The organism is Ignavibacteria bacterium, assembly GCA_013177855.1.
Taxonomy (GTDB): Bacteria; Bacteroidota; Ignavibacteria; order Ch128b; family Ch128b; genus Ch128b.
Genome location: JABLYA010000001.1, coordinates 2,243,561 through 2,265,564 on the forward strand (window position 1 = coordinate 2,243,561; position 22,004 = coordinate 2,265,564).

The window sequence follows — 22,004 nt, forward strand, 5'->3', positions numbered from 1 at the left end:
TTAATTCACATTAATGATAAAAATTTTTCCATCCATATTAGATACAATAACCTGTGAATTGGTTATCGGAATTACTTCATTTAATCTTACTTTTTCTAAAAAGAATGATTTCAATAATTTACCTGATTCTTTTTCAAGAACATATAAAAATCCATTTTTTGCGGGAACAAAAACCCTTTCACCTTTGGTCGAGATATTTATTGGATTTGTATCCAGTCCATAACCAAGAGCAGATTTCCATTTTAATTTGGGTAGAGTATCGTTAATGGACAAAGCATAAACTGTATCAATTAGTCCTTTGATAAATAGAAAATTTTTTGTTTCATCGATCCCTATGGATTCCCAGCTGTTGTAATCGTTTGTTCTGAATAAAGTTGTACCGCTATTAAAATCAATTACAGAAATGAATTTATCAGGTGTTGAAATATAAACTCGTTGTTTGGTATCAATTACCGGGCTGCAAGCAGCAGGTGAGTAATAAAAATTTTTATTCTCTGTCCATTTCCAGAATATTGCATTTGTATCATCTGGATTGTTTTTCACAGCATAAAGATAATTATCCCAATTACCAATTATAATTTTGTTTTTATATGATAGTGGAACTGCTTCAAAATTTTTATCTGCAATTTTTTGCCGTGTGACTTTAAAATTTTTAAGATTGAGATAATTAACAAATCCATCGTTTGTAAAGACAATCAGTAAATTATTATTTAAAACGGGTGATGAAATAATTGTTGAATTAAGCGAGATACTGGAAGTTAATTTGCCATTGTTCTTTTTCAAAATATAAACATCACCATTGGTTGCACAGAAAATTACCCTGTCTTTCCAGATAATTGGTTTAGCATAAAAAGAAGTATTAAAAAATTTTTGCCAGTTAACTTTTCCTTTTAAACTAATTGAATAGACATTACCTGAGAGATCGGCAAAAAAGAGCGACCCTTTTTCGTAAACACCAGTTTTTACTAGTGTAGATTTTGAATTAAAAATCAATTTTAGATTTTTTGATTTAAAATCTAATTGAATTGTTTCTTTAGAATTTAAATTTGAGTTATCCACAGAAAGTGAGCTTTTAAGCCAGAATTTATTTTCAGAAAATTCAATTGTTTGGATCGAAACGCTGTCATTTTCTAAATATACTATATTATAACCTGGCGATTTACCTCGACTTAATGAAGAACGACCCATTGCACCTTTTATACCATTAAAATTGTAACTACGATTAGTATGTCCGTGACCAACTATTACAAATGCATTCTTAAATCTTTTAAGAGTTTCAATTACTTCATCTGAATTATCTACTTCACTATCAAGTTGATGATGAACGGTAAGAATTACTTTTGTGTTAATATCCAGTTGATTTAATCTGTTTCTTAACCAGTCAAGGACTTCGGGTGAGATATGTCCGCCGCCTCCTCGAAATGGAATTCCACTATTAATTCCGATAAAGCAATAGTCATTCAAGTAGAAAATAAATTTATCGTTGCCGAATTCATTGATAAACTTTGTGCATCCTGATTCGCTCCATTTAGTATCGTGATTGCCGGGAATAACGAAGTATGGTCTTTTAAGTTCAGAGAGAATTTTTTTCGCCTGAACGATTTCTGAGTTCAAACCTTTTTCGGTCAAATCGCCGGAGACAATTGTAAATAAAACTTCTTTGTTATTAATATCATCTACAATTTTGATCAAATCCTTATCCGCACCTGGTGAACCAATGTGAGTGTCAGTAATCCAGGCAAATTTGATTTGACCGAATAATATCTGGGAATAGAAGATTATAATGATAGGCAAAAGATTAAAAACTTTTCTTCTCATTTTTTCTCAGGATTTTTAATGCAAATTAATCAGGATGGAGATTAGAAAAAATTAATGTAATGAATGAATAATAATTTAGATTTTTGGAAAATAAATTGAATGGGTAAATACCGAAGATTAAATAAAAAAAATTTATTAAAATTGCTTAGGTCTTTGTATAGTTAGATTATCAGATAATACTTGTTAATCGAATTTGTATAAATTGAACTAAAAATATTTCAATTGGGAGTTTTGCTATGACAAAAGAGGAAAAATTTTATAATGCATTAAGAGATATTTTTATAGGTGCGAAAATTGAGGGAACTGGTGGTTTTATCAACTTGATGAAAATAAAATCAAAGTATTATAGTAAAATTGAAGAATTATTAAAAGCTGATATAGAAAGGGCATTAGAAAAATATCCTTCATTCCGAGACGAACTTTTTGACAAATTATACACTTTTTTCAATCGTTATTTTACAGAAAGCGGTTCTATATATTTTAATTCCACTCCATTCCATAATAATGTTTATGAAAGAGTTTATACGAATGATAAAGATGTGGTCCTTTTCTGGAAGACGCAAATGCTTTACTATGTTAAGACTGATAGAATATTTAGAAGTATGCCTGTAGAATTTGATAACCTTAAGTTTTTCTTTGATGCATCTACTATTGAAAACAAAAAAGCTAATGAAAAAAGAAATTTAATCTATGAATTAAAAGAAATAAGGGAAGATAATACAATTGTATTTAATGTTTTTTATTCTGAAAGAGGGAGAGTAACAAAGATTGATGAAATATTAAAAGTACTGAAGAAAAAGAACATAAATATTGATGAAGAGAGATTAGAAAAATCATTTAGGATTTTTGAAAAGCAAAGCGAGGTTGATTTCTTTATCAACAAAAACGCCAAATCATTTTTACAGGAGCAGTTTAAACTATGGAGTTATCAATACTTCTGGGAAGGAACACCCCGTCAAACTTCGTTTGCCACCCCTCTACAAGAGGGGAATAGTTGGAGTGCGGATAGAGTAAATGAATTACAGATATTAAAAGACATTGCTTTTAAAATCATTGAATTTATCTCTCAGTTTGAGGATGAACTTGTAAAGATCTGGAATAAGCCGAAGTTTGTTAAAAACTCTAATTATGTGATTACGCTGGATAGGATTGATGCTCTCCAATTCCCCTCTTATAGAGGGGATAAAGGGGTGTTAAAATGGTACGAAATTCCATACAACCCCAACCTTAAAGAAAAAGCACGTGAACTCAGAAAAGCCGGCAACTTAGCAGAAGTTTTGTTCTGGAAGAGAGTTAGAAACAGACAGTTTCTAAATCTTGATTTTGACCGACAGAAAATTGTAGGAAATTATATTGTTGATTTCTATATAAAAGAAATTGGTGTTGTTATAGAGATTGATGGCTCTTCTCATAATGATAAAGAAGAATATGATAAAGCACGCGATGAGTATTTAAAGAGTTTAGGTTTGAAGGTTATTCATATTAAAGATGAGGATGTGAAAAATAATCTGGATGGTGTGATGGAGTATTTGAGGGAGGTGTTAACACCCCTAACCCCTCTACAAGAGGGGAACGGAACACCCCTGGCCCCTCTACAAGAGGGGAAGGGAACACCCCTGGCCCCTCTAAGAGAGGGGAATTTGGTGGAGAGGATATTGAAGCATCCAAATATTGATCTGCAAATTCAAGAATGGCGGGAATTGGGAATTGTTGATGAAAACTTTACAGTGGATGATGTTTTTGAGACGGATTTAACTGGCAAACACATAGCGGAAAAATATAAACACTTACCGATAGACACAAAGTATTTCAAAGATTTAGAACTTGAGATTTTGAGTTTATTTGATGACCTTGATAACTCTTTAGACGGCTGGCTTATAAAGAGCGAGAACTATCAAGCATTAAACACAATCCTTCCAAAATTCAAAGAAAAAGTACAGACGATTTATATTGATCCACCGTTTAATCTTGATTCTTCTGACCAGTTCCTGTATCGGACAAATTACAAAGATGCTAACTGGGCAACATTGCTTGAAAACCGATTGCGAATTGCAAAAGATTGGCTGAATGAAAAAGGAAGTATTTTTGTAAGGTGTGATTATAATGGAAACTGGATTGTGAGATGTTTGATGGATGAGATTTTTGGGAAGGAAAATTTTAGGAATGAATTAGTGATAAATAAGTCAAATAAACAAGGAGCAATTGATAAAAGATTTAATCCTGCTACAGAAACACTTTTTCTCTATTCAAAAATTACTGAATCATTAATCAACCCTCAATTTAGAAAAAGAGGAAAACAGGCTGGATGGCTTGAAATGCATTCTCCAAAAGAAAATAAAGATTCTCACATCATTATTTTTAATGGCCGGCAATTTGTAGCACCTAAGGGAAGGCATTGGTCTTTTGCACAAGAAACAGTTGATAAACTTGCATCAGAAAATAGAATAAGGATAGTTAAAAAACAATATATTGATGTTTATGGAAACAATCACGACGAAATTCTTGAATACTTAATGAGTGAAAATGAAACTATAGAATCTAATTGGACAGATATACCTGGATATTCAACAACAACAGGTTTTCAGACCGAAAATTCTGAAAAGTTATTAGAAAGAGTTATAAATGCTGCTTCACAAAATTGCGATTTAGTTATGGATTTCTTTCTCGGCTCTGGCACAACAACAGCCGTATCCCATAAACTTGGCAGAAAATGGATTGGTGTTGAGATGGGAGAACATTTTTACACGGTGGTTTTGCCAAGAATGAAGAAGGTTTTGTTTTATGATAAATCTGGCATCTCTAAAGAAGTAAAAGAATATAAAGGCGGCGGATTTTTCAAGTATTACGAGCTTGAACAATACGAAGAAACTCTTGCCAATACTGTTTACGAAAATCATGATATGCTTATTATCAAAAATAAAAATCCTTATGAGCAATATGTCTTTTTGAAAGATGAAAAGATGCTTAGGGCATTGGAGATTGATTATGAGAATAAGAAAGTGAAAGTGGATTTATCGAAACTTTATGAAAATATAGATATTGCTGAGACTTTGTCTAATCTTACGGGTAAGTGGATAAAGAGGATAACACCCCTAACCCCTCTACGAGAGGGGAATGACACACCCCTAACCCCTCTAAGAGAGGGGAATTTCGAGGTGGAGTTTGAGGACGGAACGAAAATCAATACCAAAGATTTGGATTATAAATTAATAAAACCTTTAATTTGGTGGGAGTAATGAAACATACCGAAACTCAAACCATTGAATTCAAACCATCTTGGCGGGATGAGTATTTGAAATCGATTTGTGCCTTTGCTAATACTGATGGTGGTAAATTGATCATCGGAGTTGATGATAATGGCAAGCCAGTTGGAATAAAAGATTCTAAAAAACTTCTTGAGGACCTGCCTAATAAATTTAAAGACATTCTTGGTATTATTCCAAACATAAAAGTTGAAAAGAAAAAAAATAAGGATGTTGTTATAGTGGAAGTTCAACATTCTTATGCGCCAATTTCTTATCACGGAAGGTTTTATATCAGAAGTGGCAGTACAATTCAGGAACTAAAAGGCAAAGACCTTACAAGATTTTTGATTTCTAAATCAGGAAAGAATTGGGAAGAATATGTTGAAGAAAGAGCTACTATTGAAGATATAAATACTGAAACTATTGAGAAATTCAAGAATATTGCAGTAAAAAGAATTCCATTTGTAAAAGATGAAAAAGACCCTATAAAAGTTCTTGAAAAGTTAAACCTGCTTGATGATGGAAAACTAACGAGAGCAGCGATTCTCCTTTTCGGGAAAAATCCAAAAAAATTCTGGACAAGTGCATATATAAAGGTTGGTAAGTTTTTAAATGATACAGACATTGTAAGTTCTGACGATATTGAGGGGAATCTTTTTGAACAGGTTGAAAAGACAATAGAATTACTGCGCACAAAATATCTCATCTCAGAAATACGATTCGAAGGAATTTATAGAAAAGAAGAGTTAGAATATCCTGAAGAAGCATTAAGAGAAGCGATAATCAATGCAGTAATTCACAGAGATTATATTGGTCCTCATACTCAATTAAAAATTTATCCAGATAAAATAATCATCTGGAATGTTGGAACGCTTCCAAAAGAAATCAGGATTGGAGAACTTAAGAAAAATCATTCGTCATATCCAAGAAACGAATTGCTTGCAGATGTATTTTTCAAAGCCGGTTTGATAGAGGCATGGGGAAGGGGAACAATAAAAATTATTGATGAGTGCAAAAAATCGGGACTACCAGAACCTGATTTTAAAGAGGAATTTGGTGGATTTGCGGTATATTTTTATAAAGACATTTATACAGAAGAAAATTTAAGAAAGATGGGATTAAATGAGAGGCAGATAAAAGCAGTATTGTATGTAAAAGAAAAAGGGAAAATTACGAACAGAGAATACCAAGAAATCAATAAAGTATCAAAACCCACAGCGACAAGAGATTTTGAAGAGTTAATAGCAAAGGAAATTTTTGAGCCAAGAGGAAAAGGCAAAAGGGATATTCATTACATTTTAGTTAAGCCAAAAATGAGCCAAAAAGTTGATAGGTGAGCCAAAAATGAGCCAAAAAGCAAAACAAATTCCGTTTTATCTCCAACGTATTGTAACAATAAATAGGTATATTTTTAAAGTTGAAGGTAAAGGTAGGAACAGTCGCTATGTTATCAGATGATTTGGTAATTATTTGGCAAAACGAAAAGTAAGACGCCAAAACCGACAGAAAGATGCCACAAAGACGTCACATAATAACGACATGAAAAAAGGAAAAAGGTAGTCAAATGAGGCAAAAATGAGGCAAAAATGCAAATGACTCAAACGGTTCATAGAAGATTCCCCAAACAATGACAAAAAAGGTTAATAATATATGCGACTTTATTTTCAAAACATCATAATCGATATTCACTTTGAAATCTTGCCCTCCGGGCGGCATGGGTTTGCTTTTAATTGGTTTTCAAATCATAAGAATCTTCTTGATTTTCCAAAGCAGGCACTTAAAAACATATTCAAAGATTTGCAGCTTTACTTCAAAGAAAACACCTCGTCTTTTGGGGACATCACTCTACAAGAGGGGAAAGGAACACCCCTAACCCCTCTACGAGAGGGGAATGACACACCCCTGGCCCCTCTACAAGAGGGGAACAGAACACCCCTAACCCCTCTACGAGAGGGGAATTATGTGGTGGAGTTTGAAGATGGGACAAAAATCAATATAAAAGATTTGGATTATAAGTTAATAAAACCTTTAATTTGGTGGGAATGATATGGTTAGATTGTATTTACAAAATATTGTAGAAAGTATTCACTGGGATAATTTACCCGCAGAATGGATTAACTTTGACCTTGCAAGTTTTTCAAAAGACAAAACTTTGTTTGATTATCAACAAAACGCATTAAGGAACGGAATAAAAGCTCTATATAAATTTTTTATTGATTCAGAAGCTAATAAAGAAAAATTTTATGAGCTTTATAAGATCAATGGCTTCCAAGAAAATCTTGACCTTGATTTGAAAAACGGTAAACATCAAAAAATTTTTGATGAATTTATTAATGACTATAAGATTGAAGATAATAAGATTGAATTTTATCATTTTATAAATCGAATGAGTTTCTGGATGGCTACTGGCAGTGGCAAAACTTTAGTCATTGTAAAGCTCCTTGAGATTTTAGGAAATTTAATAAGCTCAAATCAGATCCCAGCAAAAGATATTTTGTTTCTTACCTATCGTGAAGATTTAATTGAACAGTTTAAAAGACATATTGAAGAATTTAACTATTCTAACAATAGTGTATTTATAAATTTATATGATTTGAAAAATTATGATTTGATAAAAAGAGAAAATAGATTAAGATATGGAAATGAATTGACTGTATTTTATTACCGAAGCGATTTAATTTCAGATGAACATAAGGATAAGATTATAGATTTTAGAAATTATGATAACTTTGGTAATTGGTATCTATTGCTCGATGAAGCTCACAAGGGAGAAAAAGAGGATAGTAAAAGGCAGCAGTATTATTCAATCCTTTCAAGAAATGGATTTTTATTTAACTTCTCTGCAACTTTTACTGACCAGATTGATTTTGCAACTTGTGTCTTTAACTTTAATCTAGAAAAGTTTATAACCAACGGATATGGAAAACAAATTTTTATTTCAAAAAGCGATATTTCAAATATCAGCAACAAAGATGACTTCTCTGATGAAGAAAAAAAGATTATAGTTCTAAAGATTTTGCTTTTATATGCTTTTATTGCAAGTCAAAAAAAATATATTGGTGATAAATTTTATCATAAACCGCTCATTATCACATTAGTAAATTCTGTTAATACTGAAGATTCTGATTTATATCTTTTCTTTAAAGAAATTGAAAGAATCGCTGTTGGGGAAGGTGATAATGAGATTTTAGAGGAAGCAAAATTAAAATTACTAATTGAAACAAATGGTACCTGTGAATTTACGAATGAAGTTATATCATTCGATAAAGATATTATTAATAGTCTTACTTATGATGATATTTTGAAGTATGTCTTTAATGCAGAAACATATGGCAGAATAGAAGTTTTAAAAATACCCAGCAATAAACAGGAAATTGTTTTTAAACTCACATCAAGCGATAAACCTTTTGGACTTATAAAAATAGGTGATATCTCTGAGTGGTTAAAAAATAAACTCACAGGCTATGAAATAATTGAAACATTCGACAACGAAAGTGTATTTACAAAACTCAATAAGGATGATTCTGATATTACTATTTTAATGGGCTCTCGCTCTTTTTATGAAGGATGGGATAGTAACAGGCCTAATATTATTCTCTATATTAATATTGGTAAAGGCAGTGATTCAAGAAAATTTGTTTTACAATCTATTGGCCGAGGTGTAAGAATAGAACCCATACCAAACCGTCGAAAAAGAATTCAATTCTTATATAATAACAATGAAATAAACAAAGAAGAATTTGATCAAATTAAGAATTATGTACAGGCTCTTGAGACATTGTTTGTATTTGGAACTAAAGCTAAAAATCTTGCAGAAGTTATCGAGACACTTAAAGAAGAAAAGCAGGAAGAATTACTTGGTGATTTATTCGAAATAAATCCAGATATAATTGATAAACTACTGCTAATTCCCGTTTACAAAGAATCTGAAAAAATCATTGCCGAAGAAAGAGAAACTATTAAGTTCTTAATTCATTCCGCAGATTATCAAAAAGTAAAAGAATATTTTAATTATTTGGGCGATAAAATTGTATTGATCAAATATCAGTGTAATGTATCCGTACTTAATGTTTTGAAAAGAGGCTTTAATGGATACGCTGATAATTACTTTAAATTAGATTCTCAAATTAGTCCAATCAAAAATCCAGATTTGTTGCTGCGCACCATAATTAGACACTTCGAAAATAAAGTAAAAGAGTTCAATACATTCAAACCATTACAAAATGAAATTATTCATTTCAAAAGTATAAGAATATCAAAAGATAAATTGGATGCTCTTAGGGAAAAGATTGAAATAGTAAAAAGGGTAAAAGACCGAGATGGATTAGTAGCTGCACTTAGAGAAAGATTTCAACGTGGTGAGATTTCTTTAGATGATTATACAAGACAAATAGAAGAGATTGCTATTAATCTAACAAGGGAAACAGAAGTTTCTTATAGCGTAAATGAAAATCTAAAAATTAAATATTTATCCAATCATTACTACATACCTGTTGCATTAATAGAATCAGATACAGCAATTTATATTCAACATATTATCAAACATCCGAGTGAAGTATATTTTATTAACGAATTAGAAAATTACCTGCAAAAGAATGATAATAAATTAAAAAATTTTGATTGGTGGTATTTTTCAAAAATTGATGAAACTTTAGATGAAGTTTTCATACCATACCATAATCCAAAATTAAAAAGGATAGTGAAATTCAAGCCTGATTTTATTTTCTGGCTAAAAAAGGATTCAAACTATTTCATTTTGTTTGTTGACCCTAAAAGTACTGAGTATACTGATGCCTTTAGAAAAATAGATGGTTATAAAAAGATTTTTGAAAGTGATAATAACTTGCGAATTTTTAATTATAATGGTTTACAAATCAAAGTTTATCTCAAACTTTTTAATACTAAGATATTAACGCCCCCTGAACAAGATCGGAGCTTTTGGTGTGACGATATTAATCAATTGTTTAATGCTATTATTAATTAAACATCTTTGATTAATTAATATTAAAACAATTATTATTCCTCGAAATAAAAATATTCTTTGATCTAACATTTTATCTGAATGTGGGGAAAGTTTATAAAGCCATAGTGAATAAAAAGAGCCACTCGGAAAACTTTCAAACCCAATTAGGATATGAGTACTCCCTCTTCGGAAACTCTACTGACCTTTTCGGAAGATTATATTACCTTTTCGGAAAGATATATAACCGTTGCGGAATGATATATAGCCGTTGCGGAATCAAATATGACCCGTTCGGATTAAAATATAACCTCTTCGGAAAGACAGATATCCTCTTCTGAATGATATATAACCATTGCGGAATCAAATATGACCTGTTCGGATTAAAATATAACCTCTTCGGAATGACATATAACCATTTCGGAAGCGTATATAACCTCATCGGAAAGATATATAACCTCTTCGGAATGACATATTACCGTTTCGGAATCGCATATAATCTGTTCGGAACGATATATAACCGTTTCGGAAGCGTATATAACCTCTTCGGAATGATATATAACCTCTTCGGAATGATGTATTTATGGGAATATTTCATAAATATCATAAAAATTTCAATTTTTTGCTGAAAATTAAAGTTTTATTAAAAAAGCCTTAAAAATCTGAAAATTTTATTGGTTTTAATTTTTAATTAATAGAAGTTGATTTTTTTTGCATATTTCATATATTTACACCAGAATTTAAGGGTAATCGAAAAAATTTATTAAAATATTCAATTAATCGAGTGAAAAAATTTTGATTTTTTGCTCGATTTTAAATTCTGTATTATCCGGGGATTGGGCAAAAAATCTATTATTAGGATTGAAAATTGATTTGTTTTTGGAGTTTTTTTGACTGTTTCTATTTGAGACAGTTATTTAATTAACTAATCAAAAACCAAATCTAAGGAGATATTCTATGGCACATTTAAATAAACGCTCAATTTCTGAGTTGTTAACTTCAGCTCAGACGGTGATATTTAATTCATTAGCCGACCCTGAAATCCTTGGATATGTATCAAAATACGGTTATACCAAGGAGAAAATCGAAGAGGGTAAAAATCTTTATGAAGCAGCTGTTGAAGCAAAAAACAATCAAACCAAGGCTGCTGGTGCCCAATATCAGGCAACAGAGGTTCTTAAAAAAATAGAAAAAATTGCTCGTGAAGCTTATCTTGATTTGGCAAAAGTTGCACGTGCTGTATTTAAGGATGATAAATCAAGACTTGCACAATTAGGAATAACCGGGAAAATGCCTCTCAAAACAGCTGACTTTCTCAACGTAAGTATGAATGCCTTTAATAATGCTTTGACCATTCCAGAAATTTTGGATTCGCTTACTCATTTTGGTTATGATGAAGCTAAATTGAATTCAGAAAAACAAAAGATAATTGATTTCGAGCAAGCTAACTTAAGACAGGAAGCAGCTAAAGGTGCAGCTCAACAGGCTACTAAAGATCAAGAAGCTGCTTTGAATGCTCTGGATAAATGGCTATCTCAATATGTTAGTATTGTAAAAGTTGCTTTGAAAGATAACAAACAATTAATGGAAAAATTGGGGATAAGAGTTTATTCAGGTAAGACAAAAGCACAGCGTGAAGGTGTAAAAAAAGCTCAAGCAACAAAGGCAAATAAAAAAGGCCAGTAAATTATAGAGTAAATATAAATGGTCAGTCGAAATTGGACTGACCATTTTTCTATTTTTTATCTAAACAATAAGGAGGTTCTATGGATAATGAAATCGGGAAGAAAGATATTCGTATAACTTTTCACACTTATGATTTTTTAGGATATTTTTTACCTGGGGCTGTGTTTTTATCTATAATTTATGTTTTTAAGAAATTAATAGAGGAATTTTATAAAGGCCCTTTTCCGCCTTTTCATTATTTAATCTCATCTTTTAAATCATACTTTTCTGGTTCTAATTCCCATTGGGCTTCTGAGGTTGTATTTCTAGTTTTATTTATTATTTTTTGTTACTCACTCGGTCATTTAATTGCGTCTCTTTCCGCTTTTTTTCTAGATAGATTATTAGTTGGTAAATGTTATAAATATCCATATGTGATTTTATTTAAAATAATTGGTAATAGTAATAGTAATAGTAATAACAAATTAAAAAGGGTTTTGTTTTTCTTGGTTTTTGTTTCGAACATATTGTTTTTAATAAATCTTTTCTTATTTCAAAAACAATTGTTCTTCATTTCATTAGCAGTAATTGTTCTGCTGGGAATTATATCATTATCTTACATAAATAAAATTCATGTAGAAGAAGAGCGCGGTCAAAATAATAAAGATAATTTTCTAATATCATTTATTATAAGAATTTTTGACACTAAGCTAATAAAAAAATTAGGGGTTATTGAAAATGTGTTAAAGTATTCATTAAATATTTACAGCACTTTTGATGATAATTTTATTAATAAATTCAAAGTTGCTTATAAAGAGGTATTTGATTCAGATTTAGAACAAGATAAAGTATTAGTTTATTGGAACTGCAGAAATTATATTTATCAAAAAGGAGGCGCTTTAAATGAAATGTTAATTAATTGGTTTAATCTATATAGTTATTCAAGAAATTTGGCCTCAAGTGTCTATTTATCGTTCATTTATATTTTAATAATTATCTTTTATCAAGCTTTCATTATTGGTGATAAAAATTTAATAACAAATTTTTCAACATTTAGCATTCATATTTTATCCTTAAAATTATTTTTATCATCGTTAATTATTATTTCAGTTTTATTCGTTCTAAGGTACTACTATCTTTATTATATCTTTTACAATAAAAATTTGTATAGAACATTCTTTTACTTGTACCAACAAGAAAAAAAGAAGTAAATCACTTTAAAATTATTACATACTTTTTAATACTGCTTTTTTAGATTTTCTCTTTCAATCTTATATTGAACCAGAATTTTTATCATTCTTTTAGTTGTTATCTTTGCAATCAGGAAAATGAAAATTAATTCAACGGAGTTATGCTGAACATCAGGAATTTTTGCATAATTGCTCATATTGATCACGGTAAGTCGACTTTGGCAGATAGATTGCTCGAAAGAACAGGAGCAATATCGGAAAGAGAACTTGTCGATCAGGTTCTGGATGATATGGATCTCGAGCGTGAGCGCGGAATTACCATAAAGTCTCACGCTGTTCAAATGAAATATAAACATACAGACGGTATTGAATATACGCTTAATTTAATCGATACTCCCGGTCATGTTGATTTCACATACGAAGTTTCGCGTTCTCTTGCTGCCTGCGAAGGTGCAATATTAGTCGTAGATGCCTCTCAAGGTGTTGAAGCTCAGACCATCAGTAACCTTTATATGGCAATTGAAGCAGGTCTCGAAATTATTCCGGTTATTAATAAAATCGATCTGCCTAGTGCAGATATCGAAAATGTTTCTCAACAAATCATTGATCTAATTGGCTGTAAAAAGGAAGAGATTATTCTTGCATCGGCAAAACAAAAAATTGGTGTCGATGAAATATTAAAAGCAATTGTTGAAAGAATTCCACCACCTGAGGATAATCGAGATAAACCTCTTCGAGCATTGATTTTTGATTCAAAGTATGATACTTATCGCGGGGTTATTACTTATATCAGAATTTTTGATGGAGAATTAAAAGAGGGTCAAAAAATAAAATTCTTCCGGACAGATAAAACTTTTATCGCTGAAGAAGTCGGCGTGCTTGAACTGAAACCAGTCAGAAAAGGCATTCTTGAAGCAGGAAATGTTGGTTATCTGATCGCTGGTGTAAAAGATGTTCACGATACAAAAGTAGGAGATACAATTACCACGGTTGATAATCCAGCGGCTGAACCATTACACGGATACAAAGAAATAAAACCAATGGTTTTCAGCGGATTGTATCCAACTAACAGTGATAAATATCAAGAATTAAGAGATGCTTTAGATAAATATGTTCTAAACGATGCTGCCTTAACTTATCAACCAGAAACTTCAGCAGCGCTTGGATTTGGTTTTCGTTGTGGTTTTCTTGGATTACTTCATATGGAAATTGTTCAAGAAAGACTTTCGAGAGAATTTAATCAGGATATTATCACAACAATTCCAAATGTTGAGTATCATGTGACCAAGAGAAACGGCGAAAAAATTGTTGTGGATAATCCTGCCTTTATGCCTCCATTAGGTGAAATTGATTTTATAGAAGAACCTTATGTTAAAGCTCAGATTGTTACTCCAGCTGAATATATCGGGAATATTATGAAGTTATGTATGGATAGAAGAGGAATTCATAAAAGCACAACTTATTTGAGTCCCACTCGTGTGGATATGCAATACGAACTTCCCCTTTCCGAAATCATATTTGATTTTTATGATAAGTTAAAATCAATCTCCCGAGGCTATGCTTCATTTGATTATGAATTCATTGGTTATCGCGAATCTGATCTTGTTAAAGTAGAAATTTTATTAAATGGTGATCCAGTTGATGCATTTTCATTTATTGTCCATCGATCTAAAGCTTATGAATGGGGGAGAAAACTTTGTTCTAAATTGAAGGAACTTATCCCTCGTCAACTTTTCGAGGTTGTAATTCAAGCAGCCATTGGTAGTAAAGTAATTGCTCGTGATGTAATCAAACCACTTAGAAAAAATGTTCTTGCAAAATGTTATGGCGGAGATGTTACTCGAAAAAGAAAACTTCTTGAAAAGCAAAAAGAAGGCAAGAAGAGAATGAAGCAGGTTGGAAATGTAGAAATTCCGCAGGAAGCTTTCCTTGCTATCCTATCTATGGAAGATTGATTAATGTTTATGTTCTTGATCTTAAGTTTTCCAATGGAACAAAATCATCTTAAAATCAAATAAGGATATAATTAAATTCATTAAATCTGATTGAGGAGAAATTAAATGATAGATTGGCTCAAAAATTATTGGCGTAAACGACAGGAAATAAAAAGGAAGCGTGAAGAAGAAAAAGCAAAAAGAACCGTTAAAGAAAAGTTTCTGGATAATTTAAGAAACTTTTTCTGGGCTGCAGTTGCTGCATTAATTCTTAAAACATTTGTTATCGAAGCATATACTATTCCAACCGGTTCAATGGAAGATACTTTGCTGCCCGGTGATTTCCTGCTTGTAACCAAATTTACACTTGGTGCAACGACACCGAGAAATATCCCATTTACAAATGTTGCTTTGCCCTATTATCAGTTTCCCAAATTAAAAGAAGTTAAACGTGGAGATATAATTGTTTTTGAATATCCTGGCGATAGGGATGAGCTTCGACATGAAGAAATTATGAATTATATCAAAAGATGTGTCGGATTACCGGGCGATACTATAACGATTGTTGATAAAGTCTTGTATGTAAATGGCGAACTCTTTCCTCCGCCTCCAAAGATGAAATTTTTAAATCCAGTTCCAACTCCAAAAGGTATAGGTAATCCGTACATCTTTCCAAGATTTTCGAATTTCAATGAAGATAATTATGGACCACTTTATGTTCCCAAAAAAGGTGATACAGTCCATCTTTCACTTGATAATATTGAGCAATATCGCACTTTAATTAATCGTGAATACGGTCGAGAGGTTGTAAGAGTAATTGGTGACCAAATAACAATTGATGGTGTTCCAGCCAAGACTTATGTGATTAAAAAGAATTACTATTTTATGATGGGTGATAATCGTGATGATAGTGCTGATAGCCGCTTCTGGGGTTATGTTCCTGAAGATTTAATTATTGGCGAACCTCTTATCATTTATTGGTCGTGGGATAAAGAACTTCCAATGTTTCCTGATGTAATTAAAAAGTTGTCTTCCATCAGGTTAAATCGTATCGCTAAGTTGATACACAATTAATCTAAGATATGACTAAGAGATTAATTTTTTTTCCAATCATTTTTATTTTTTCGCTCCAGCTTTTTTCTCAAAGTAAATATCTGATTTATTTTAAGGACAAAGGCGAAAGCGATTTAAGATATTTCAAAAAGTCAGAAATCGAATCAAAATTATTAGCTGAATATTCTCCAAGAGCAATCGAAAGAAGAAAAAAAGTTCTTGGCAGCGAAATATTTAGTTATGGAGATTTTCCGATTTATGAACCTTACATTTTGAAATTAAAAGAATTTGGAATTGAGCCCGTAAATAAATTGAAATGGTTTAATGCAGTTTCGGCCTACCTGAGTGATGCTCAATTAACTGCAATAAAAAATCTTCCTTTTATTCAAAAGATTGAAAAAGTAAAAATTTTTAAGAGTCGAAATCCAAATTACAATTCATCCTTAGAACTATTAAACAAAATTTATTCAAATAACTACGGACCTTCTTTTACTCAACTTCAATTATCAGAGATTCCAGAAGTTCATTCAAAGGGAATTACGGGTAGAAATGTGATAATTGGTTTGTTAGACTCAGGTTTTAGATGGAAATCACACGAAGCAACTGAAAATACAGATGTTTTAGCTGAATATGACTTTGTATTTCAGGATACAATCACAGCTAATCAATCCAATGATGATCCAGGACAAGATGTTCATGGTACAATGATTTTAAGCATCGTTGGTGGTAAGAAAGATGGAAAACTTTACGGCTCTGCCTATGATGCAAAATTTATTCTTGCAAAGACTGAAGATATTAGATCAGAAACAAGAATTGAAGAAGATAATTATGCTGCAGCACTTGAATGGATGGAACAACTCGGAGTTGATGTAACCAGCAGTTCACTTGGATATAGTGAATTTGATAATCCAGATGAAAGTTATACATATCGAGATATGGATGGTAAGACCACAATTGTTGCGCGAGCAGTTGATTCTGCATTTGTTCGAGGAGTGGTTACCGTCACAGCTGCGGGTAACGAATACAATTCAAATTGGAAATACATTGTCTCACCCGCCGATGCAAAATATGTCTTAGCAGTTGGTGCTGTGAATTCCGATGGTTCAATTGCATCATTTTCTTCTCGAGGACCAACAAGTGATGGTAGAATTAAGCCTGATGTTTGTGCGATGGGGACTATGGTTTACTCTGTTTCTGTTGGAAGTTATTCAAATTACACTTATGCTTATGGTACATCTGCATCGACGCCGATTGTCGCTGGAATAGCTGCTCTGCTTATTTCACATTATCCTGAAATAAATCAATATCAGGTGAGAGATGCAATAAGAAATACAGCAAGTCAATCGGATCGTCCTGATACGATTTATGGTTGGGGAATTGCAAATGCGAAGAAAGCTATTTCTTATCCACTTTTAATTCAAAGATCAGGCAAGTCCATTCTTTACAAAACCTTTTTTGAGAATTCACAAATTGACAGCGTAAGATTGGTTGTATTGACTGATTATTCTCAGTCAATTGTAGTGAATGAATTGATGAATTCTGAAATATCGGGCTTTAAGTTTTATTATGAATTGCCGGCAGCATTAAGTCCTGACGATATCTATAAATTTTATTTCAAATATTACTCAAATGGAGTTGAATATCGCGAACCACAAAGTGAGCACTTCTATACTTTCCAGATTTCTTCGTTGAAAGTTTTTCCACCAAGAAGACCATTAAATCAAGTAACTAGTTTCAAACTCGAGCAGAATTATCCTAATCCATTTGTAAATCAAACAAGATTCCGTTTCGAATTGCCCGAACAGGACTGGGTCACAATTGAAATTTATGATGTACTTGGCAGAAAAGTTAAAACTTTAGTTGATGATGTTGGACTTTCTCGAGGAGTTCACGATTGGATTGTGTGGGATGGCAGAGATGATAATGGTAATTATGTCTCGAGTGGAATTTATTTTTATAACTTTAAATCAATGAGATTTAATTCAACCAAGAAACTAATTTTATTGAGGAAATAAAATATGATAGATCCAGGATTTGAAGCCGAAAAGTTTTTGGATGAATTCAGAGCTTTCTCAAATAAAGAACTCACAAACGAAATCGATGTCTTTAATCTAATCGAAGCAGTTTATAAGAAAGATCAATTTCAATTACTAGAAGACATCGCTTTTACTTCTAAATATTGTTACGGACTTTATAAAATTTTAGGTCAAAATACTACTGAATTAAGCGATGAGTATAAAAAAGAAATATCAGATACTTTCACCGAAACGATTGTAAAAATAAAAGAACTTCTAAATCAAATAACCTCTGAATTCACTGATTTTCAACGAGAGTCATTTAAGAGTAGATATCTTGAAATGACACAATCATCTCTTAGCAATTTACTATCGTTGATCAACGATTTCAGTGAGATTAAGTTGTTTCTCAATAGCAGAAAAAGACAAGCTTATTAATTAACTTAACTTTAAATCATATTTTTGTTCAAAGGTATTAAGAGTTTTTTATTAAAGCACCCTAATCAATTTTTCTGAATTAATCTTTCCTGAATAAGTTAGGATTCTACCTCTCATTATTATCAATTATGCAATAGAATTAACGAAATCACGATATTCAATTTTTTATTGGGATTAAATTAGTGAGGTTTCTATTCCATTTTCTCTCATTAATATTTTGAATTTTTCAACAAGGTCTTCTTTTACTGAGATTTTTAATTCTATATTTTCAGTATAGATTGGTTTTAATTCATAGGGAGTAAATTCTATTAATATTTTTTTCAACCGCTCGAATTGGTTGTAAGTTAATTTGATCAGAAAAGTGACAGTAAAATATTTTTCAACAATTTTTGCTTTGTTTAAGACTTTCATACTTGCATCGAAATAAGCTTTTGCAAGTGGACCAGTTCCGAGTTTTGTCCCTCCAAAATATCGAACAACAAACATAGCAGCATAATTTAGATTTTTTATTTTTATTGCTGAATAAATTCTCAGTCCTGCTGTTCCACTTGGTTCACCATCATCATAATAATGAAAAGTTTTTTCATCAAGTTGATAAGCATAACAGATATGCCTTGCTTTGTGATGTTCTTTCCATAAACTTTTGAGAATTTTATCAAAATCTTCTTTTGAAGAAATTGGATATAAGTAGGCAATAAATTTTGAGTCTTTTACACTAATTTCATCAATAAAAACTTCTTCTATAGTAAAATATTTATCCATTTTGTCAATTATTTTATAGTTTGAAAATCAATTACAGATTATTTAATATGAAAAGATAAAATGGACGTTTTGAATTTACAATATGGACAAGATAATAATTCGTGGTGCTCGAGAACATAATCTTAAAAATCTTGATCTGGAAATTCCGCGAGATAAGCTCATTGTAATTACAGGACTTTCTGGCTCAGGTAAATCGTCACTTGCATTTGATACAATTTATGCAGAAGGGCAGAGAAGATTTATCGAAAGTCTTTCTGCCTATGCCCGTCAATTTTTAGGAAATATGGAAAAACCAGATGTTGATTACATTGAAGGATTAAGCCCATCAATTTCAATTGAACAGAAATCAACCTCTGCAAATCCGAGATCTACCGTTGGAACAATCACAGAGATTTATGATTTTCTTAGACTTTTATTTGCAAGAGTTGGTGTACCTCACTGTCCACAATGTGGTAATCCTGTCGAAAAAATGAGCAGTGAGCAAATTTATGAATCTGTATTTCATACATTCTTTGGAAAAAAGATTGATATTCTTGCTCCAGTTGTTCGAGGTAGAAAAGGTCATTATAGGGAATTGTTTGAAGATATTTTAAAGGATGGTTTTCTCAAAGCAAGAGTTGATGGAGAAATTAAAGATATTGTCAAAGGGATGAAGCTTGAACGATATAAAGTTCATAACATTGAAATTCTTGTTGATAGAGTTGAAGTGCTTCGTAAGTCAGAAAGAAGAATTCATGAATCACTTGAATATGCTTTGAATTATGGAAATGGTGTTGTTATCGTATCAGATGGACATTACGAAAAAATTTATAATAGAACATTAGCCTGTTTGAATTGCGGAATTAGCTTACCCGAGCTTGCTCCAAATACTTTTTCGTTTAACTCACCCTATGGTGCCTGTCCCGCTTGTGAAGGTTTGGGAGTTAAAAAACAAATTGATCCAAATCTTGTTATTCCCGACTGGAGTAAATCAATAAACGAAGAAGCTATTGCTCCTTATGGAAAACCAAAAGATAACTGGTTCTTTAATCAGTTAAGAGCGCTTGCAGAGGCTTACGAATTTGATTTTGATACCCCACTCGAAAAATTGCCAAAAAAAGTAAAAGATATTCTCCTCTATGGTTCCGGTAATGAGAGACTTGAGTTTAGATATAAATTAGGTTCTGGAGAATTTGTAACTTACTCCCATCGTTTCAGCGGTATCGTTAGTCAATTACAACATACATACGATACAACTTCATCAAACAGCATCAGGGAATGGATTGAAGCTTATATGTCTGTTTCGGTTTGCCCAGAGTGTACTGGCTATAGATTGAAAAAAGATGCTCTAAGTGTGAAGATAAACGGAAAAAATATTGGTGAGTTATCTCAACTTTCAATTAAGGACCTGAAGAAATTTTTTGATGAAGTTAAGTTTTCTGGAAGAGAAGAAGAAATTGCTCGACAGATTCTGAAAGAAATTAAAATGCGTTTAAATTTTCTCTTAAATGTAGGTCTCAATTATCTTACTCTCGATAGGAATGCGACAACACTTTCTGGTGGAGAAGCTCAAAGAATAAGACTTGCAACTCAAATTGGATCGCAGCTGGTAGGTGTGCTTTATGTTTTGGATGAGCCAAGTATTGGATTACATCAAAGAGATAATTTGAAATTGATTAATTCATTGAAAGAATTGCGAGATCTGGGAAATACAATAATTGTTGTAGAACACGATAAAGAAACAATTCTGAATGCTGATTACTTAATTGATCTTGGTCCAGGTGCAGCTCAAAATGGTGGTCAGGTTGTTTTACAGGGTGATCTGAAAGACATTATGAGCAATGGTGAAAAGAAATATTCAAATTCAGTAACGCTCCAATATTTATTAAACAAAAAATTTATTCCTTTTAATTTTAATCCAAGAAAAGGTAATGGAAAGTATATTGTCTTAAAAGGAGCGAAAGGCAATAATCTTAAAAATGTAACAGTTAAGTTTCCGCTTGGTAAATTGATCTGTGTAACTGGAGTAAGCGGGTCAGGTAAATCTACTTTAATTAACGATACGCTCGGAAGAATTTTGTTCAAACATTTTTATGGATCTAAGCTTGTTCCTTTACCCTATGAATCAATCACAGGATTAAAAGAGATAGATAAGGTTATCGAAATTGATCAATCACCAATTGGCAGGTCACCTCGATCAAATCCTGCTACTTATACAACTTTGTTCACTCTGATTAGAGATTTATTTGCAGAATTGCCAGACTCAAAGATACGCGGTTACAAACCTGGCAGGTTCAGTTTTAATGTTAAAGGTGGAAGATGTGAAGAATGTGAAGGGGACGGAGTCAAAAAAATCGAGATGAATTTTCTGCCCGATGTTTATGTTCTCTGTGATGTTTGTAAAGGAAAACGTTACAATAAAGAAACTCTTGAGGTAAAATATAAAGGTAAATCAATCGCTGATGTTTTAGATATGACGGTTGAAGAAGCTTTACACTTCTTTGAAGATCTTCCTCGAATTAAAAGAAAACTTAAAACTCTTTACGATGTCGGATTAGGTTATATCAGACTTGGACAGCAAGCAACTACTCTTTCAGGTGGTGAAGCTCAGAGAGTTAAACTTGCAACTGAGCTTTCAAAGGTTCAAACTGGAAAAACTTTATACATTTTAGATGAACCAACAACTGGTTTACATTTTGAAGATATCAGAATTTTACTTGAAGTCTTAAATGGTTTGGTTGATAAAGGAAACACAGTTATAGTGATTGAGCACAATCTTGATGTAATAAAATCTGCCGACTGGATAATTGATTTAGGACCTGAAGGTGGTGACGCAGGCGGTTACATCATCGCTGAAGGAACACCACTAGATTTAACTAAGGTTGAGAATAGTTATACCGGTCAATTTCTTAAAGCAGAACTTGAAAACAAAAATTAAGGAGGAA

General features: G+C 31.9%; 14 protein-coding genes. 11 read left to right on the forward strand and 3 right to left on the reverse strand.

Annotated elements, in window-relative coordinates; all coding sequences use genetic code 11:
- Positions 1-1,818, reverse strand: a complete 1,818-nt coding sequence (locus tag HPY57_09375) for a PQQ-binding-like beta-propeller repeat protein (protein NPV11986.1) — start codon at positions 1,816-1,818, stop codon at positions 1-3.
- 1,520 nt (positions 1,819-3,338) lie between these two features.
- Here HPY57_09375 and HPY57_09380 point away from each other — a divergent pair.
- The 6 genes from HPY57_09380 to HPY57_09405 all read left to right on the forward strand — a co-directional run bounded on the left by HPY57_09380 (position 3,339) and on the right by HPY57_09405 (position 12,899).
- On the forward strand, positions 3,339-5,054 hold the full coding sequence (locus HPY57_09380; protein ID NPV11987.1) for a hypothetical protein: 1,716 nt from the start codon (positions 3,339-3,341) through the stop codon (positions 5,052-5,054).
- Positions 5,054-6,400, forward strand: a complete 1,347-nt coding sequence (locus HPY57_09385; protein NPV11988.1) for a transcriptional regulator — start codon at positions 5,054-5,056, stop codon at positions 6,398-6,400. The genes HPY57_09380 and HPY57_09385 overlap by 1 nt, the downstream gene beginning before the upstream one ends.
- A gap of 313 nt (positions 6,401-6,713) precedes the next feature.
- Positions 6,714-7,109: a hypothetical protein gene (locus HPY57_09390; protein NPV11989.1), complete on the forward strand. Its 396-nt coding sequence runs from the start codon at positions 6,714-6,716 to the stop codon at positions 7,107-7,109.
- A gap of 1 nt (position 7,110) precedes the next feature.
- Positions 7,111-10,047: a DEAD/DEAH box helicase family protein gene (locus HPY57_09395; protein ID NPV11990.1), complete on the forward strand. Its 2,937-nt coding sequence runs from the start codon at positions 7,111-7,113 to the stop codon at positions 10,045-10,047.
- 933 nt (positions 10,048-10,980) lie between these two features.
- Positions 10,981-11,709: a hypothetical protein gene (locus tag HPY57_09400; protein ID NPV11991.1), complete on the forward strand. Its 729-nt coding sequence runs from the start codon at positions 10,981-10,983 to the stop codon at positions 11,707-11,709.
- Positions 11,710-11,789: 80 nt separating this feature from the next.
- The gene (locus tag HPY57_09405; GenBank protein ID NPV11992.1) at positions 11,790-12,899 is read left to right on the forward strand and encodes a hypothetical protein; all 1,110 of its coding nucleotides are present in this window, start codon (positions 11,790-11,792) and stop codon (positions 12,897-12,899) included.
- 26 nt (positions 12,900-12,925) lie between these two features.
- Here the strand turns inward: HPY57_09405 and HPY57_09410 are convergent, their stop codons facing one another.
- On the reverse strand, positions 12,926-13,075 hold the full coding sequence (locus HPY57_09410) for a hypothetical protein (protein ID NPV11993.1): 150 nt from the start codon (positions 13,073-13,075) through the stop codon (positions 12,926-12,928).
- Between HPY57_09410 and lepA the strand changes: the two genes are divergently transcribed.
- The 4 genes from lepA (at position 13,040) to HPY57_09430 (ending at position 18,318) form a co-directional block, all read left to right on the forward strand.
- The gene (gene lepA, locus HPY57_09415) at positions 13,040-14,833 is read left to right on the forward strand and encodes an elongation factor 4 (GenBank protein NPV11994.1); all 1,794 of its coding nucleotides are present in this window, start codon (positions 13,040-13,042) and stop codon (positions 14,831-14,833) included. The two genes, HPY57_09410 and lepA, sit on opposite strands and share 36 nt — an antisense overlap.
- 105 nt (positions 14,834-14,938) lie before the next feature.
- Positions 14,939-15,886, forward strand: a complete 948-nt coding sequence (gene lepB / locus HPY57_09420; GenBank protein ID NPV11995.1) for a signal peptidase I — start codon at positions 14,939-14,941, stop codon at positions 15,884-15,886.
- Positions 15,887-15,894: 8 nt separating this feature from the next.
- Positions 15,895-17,880, forward strand: a complete 1,986-nt coding sequence (locus HPY57_09425; protein ID NPV11996.1) for a S8 family serine peptidase — start codon at positions 15,895-15,897, stop codon at positions 17,878-17,880.
- A gap of 3 nt (positions 17,881-17,883) precedes the next feature.
- The gene (locus tag HPY57_09430) at positions 17,884-18,318 is read left to right on the forward strand and encodes a hypothetical protein (protein ID NPV11997.1); all 435 of its coding nucleotides are present in this window, start codon (positions 17,884-17,886) and stop codon (positions 18,316-18,318) included.
- A gap of 174 nt (positions 18,319-18,492) precedes the next feature.
- On the opposite strand, the gene HPY57_09435 is transcribed toward HPY57_09430, so the two are convergent.
- Positions 18,493-19,080 (reverse strand): YigZ family protein, encoded by a 588-nt coding sequence (locus HPY57_09435; GenBank protein ID NPV11998.1) that lies wholly within the window; start codon positions 19,078-19,080, stop codon positions 18,493-18,495.
- Positions 19,081-19,162: 82 nt separating this feature from the next.
- On the opposite strand from HPY57_09435, the gene uvrA reads away from it, so the two are divergent.
- Positions 19,163-21,997, forward strand: coding sequence for an excinuclease ABC subunit UvrA (gene uvrA, locus HPY57_09440; protein ID NPV11999.1), 2,835 nt, complete (start codon positions 19,163-19,165; stop codon positions 21,995-21,997).
- Positions 21,998-22,004: the final 7 nt, after the last annotated feature.

Coding starts and splice junctions, on each gene's coding strand:
- HPY57_09375 (NPV11986.1), bottom strand. CDS start 1,818: ATGAGAAGAAAAGTTTTTAATCTTTTGCCTATCATTATAATCTTCTAT.
- HPY57_09380 (NPV11987.1), top strand. CDS start 3,339: ATGGAGTATTTGAGGGAGGTGTTAACACCCCTAACCCCTCTACAAGAG.
- HPY57_09385 (NPV11988.1), top strand. CDS start 5,054: ATGAAACATACCGAAACTCAAACCATTGAATTCAAACCATCTTGGCGG.
- HPY57_09390 (NPV11989.1), top strand. CDS start 6,714: ATGCGACTTTATTTTCAAAACATCATAATCGATATTCACTTTGAAATC.
- HPY57_09395 (NPV11990.1), top strand. CDS start 7,111: ATGGTTAGATTGTATTTACAAAATATTGTAGAAAGTATTCACTGGGAT.
- HPY57_09400 (NPV11991.1), top strand. CDS start 10,981: ATGGCACATTTAAATAAACGCTCAATTTCTGAGTTGTTAACTTCAGCT.
- HPY57_09405 (NPV11992.1), top strand. CDS start 11,790: ATGGATAATGAAATCGGGAAGAAAGATATTCGTATAACTTTTCACACT.
- lepA (NPV11994.1), top strand. CDS start 13,040: ATGCTGAACATCAGGAATTTTTGCATAATTGCTCATATTGATCACGGT.
- HPY57_09410 (NPV11993.1), bottom strand. CDS start 13,075: ATGAGCAATTATGCAAAAATTCCTGATGTTCAGCATAACTCCGTTGAA.
- lepB (NPV11995.1), top strand. CDS start 14,939: ATGATAGATTGGCTCAAAAATTATTGGCGTAAACGACAGGAAATAAAA.
- HPY57_09425 (NPV11996.1), top strand. CDS start 15,895: ATGACTAAGAGATTAATTTTTTTTCCAATCATTTTTATTTTTTCGCTC.
- HPY57_09430 (NPV11997.1), top strand. CDS start 17,884: ATGATAGATCCAGGATTTGAAGCCGAAAAGTTTTTGGATGAATTCAGA.
- HPY57_09435 (NPV11998.1), bottom strand. CDS start 19,080: ATGGATAAATATTTTACTATAGAAGAAGTTTTTATTGATGAAATTAGT.
- uvrA (NPV11999.1), top strand. CDS start 19,163: ATGGACAAGATAATAATTCGTGGTGCTCGAGAACATAATCTTAAAAAT.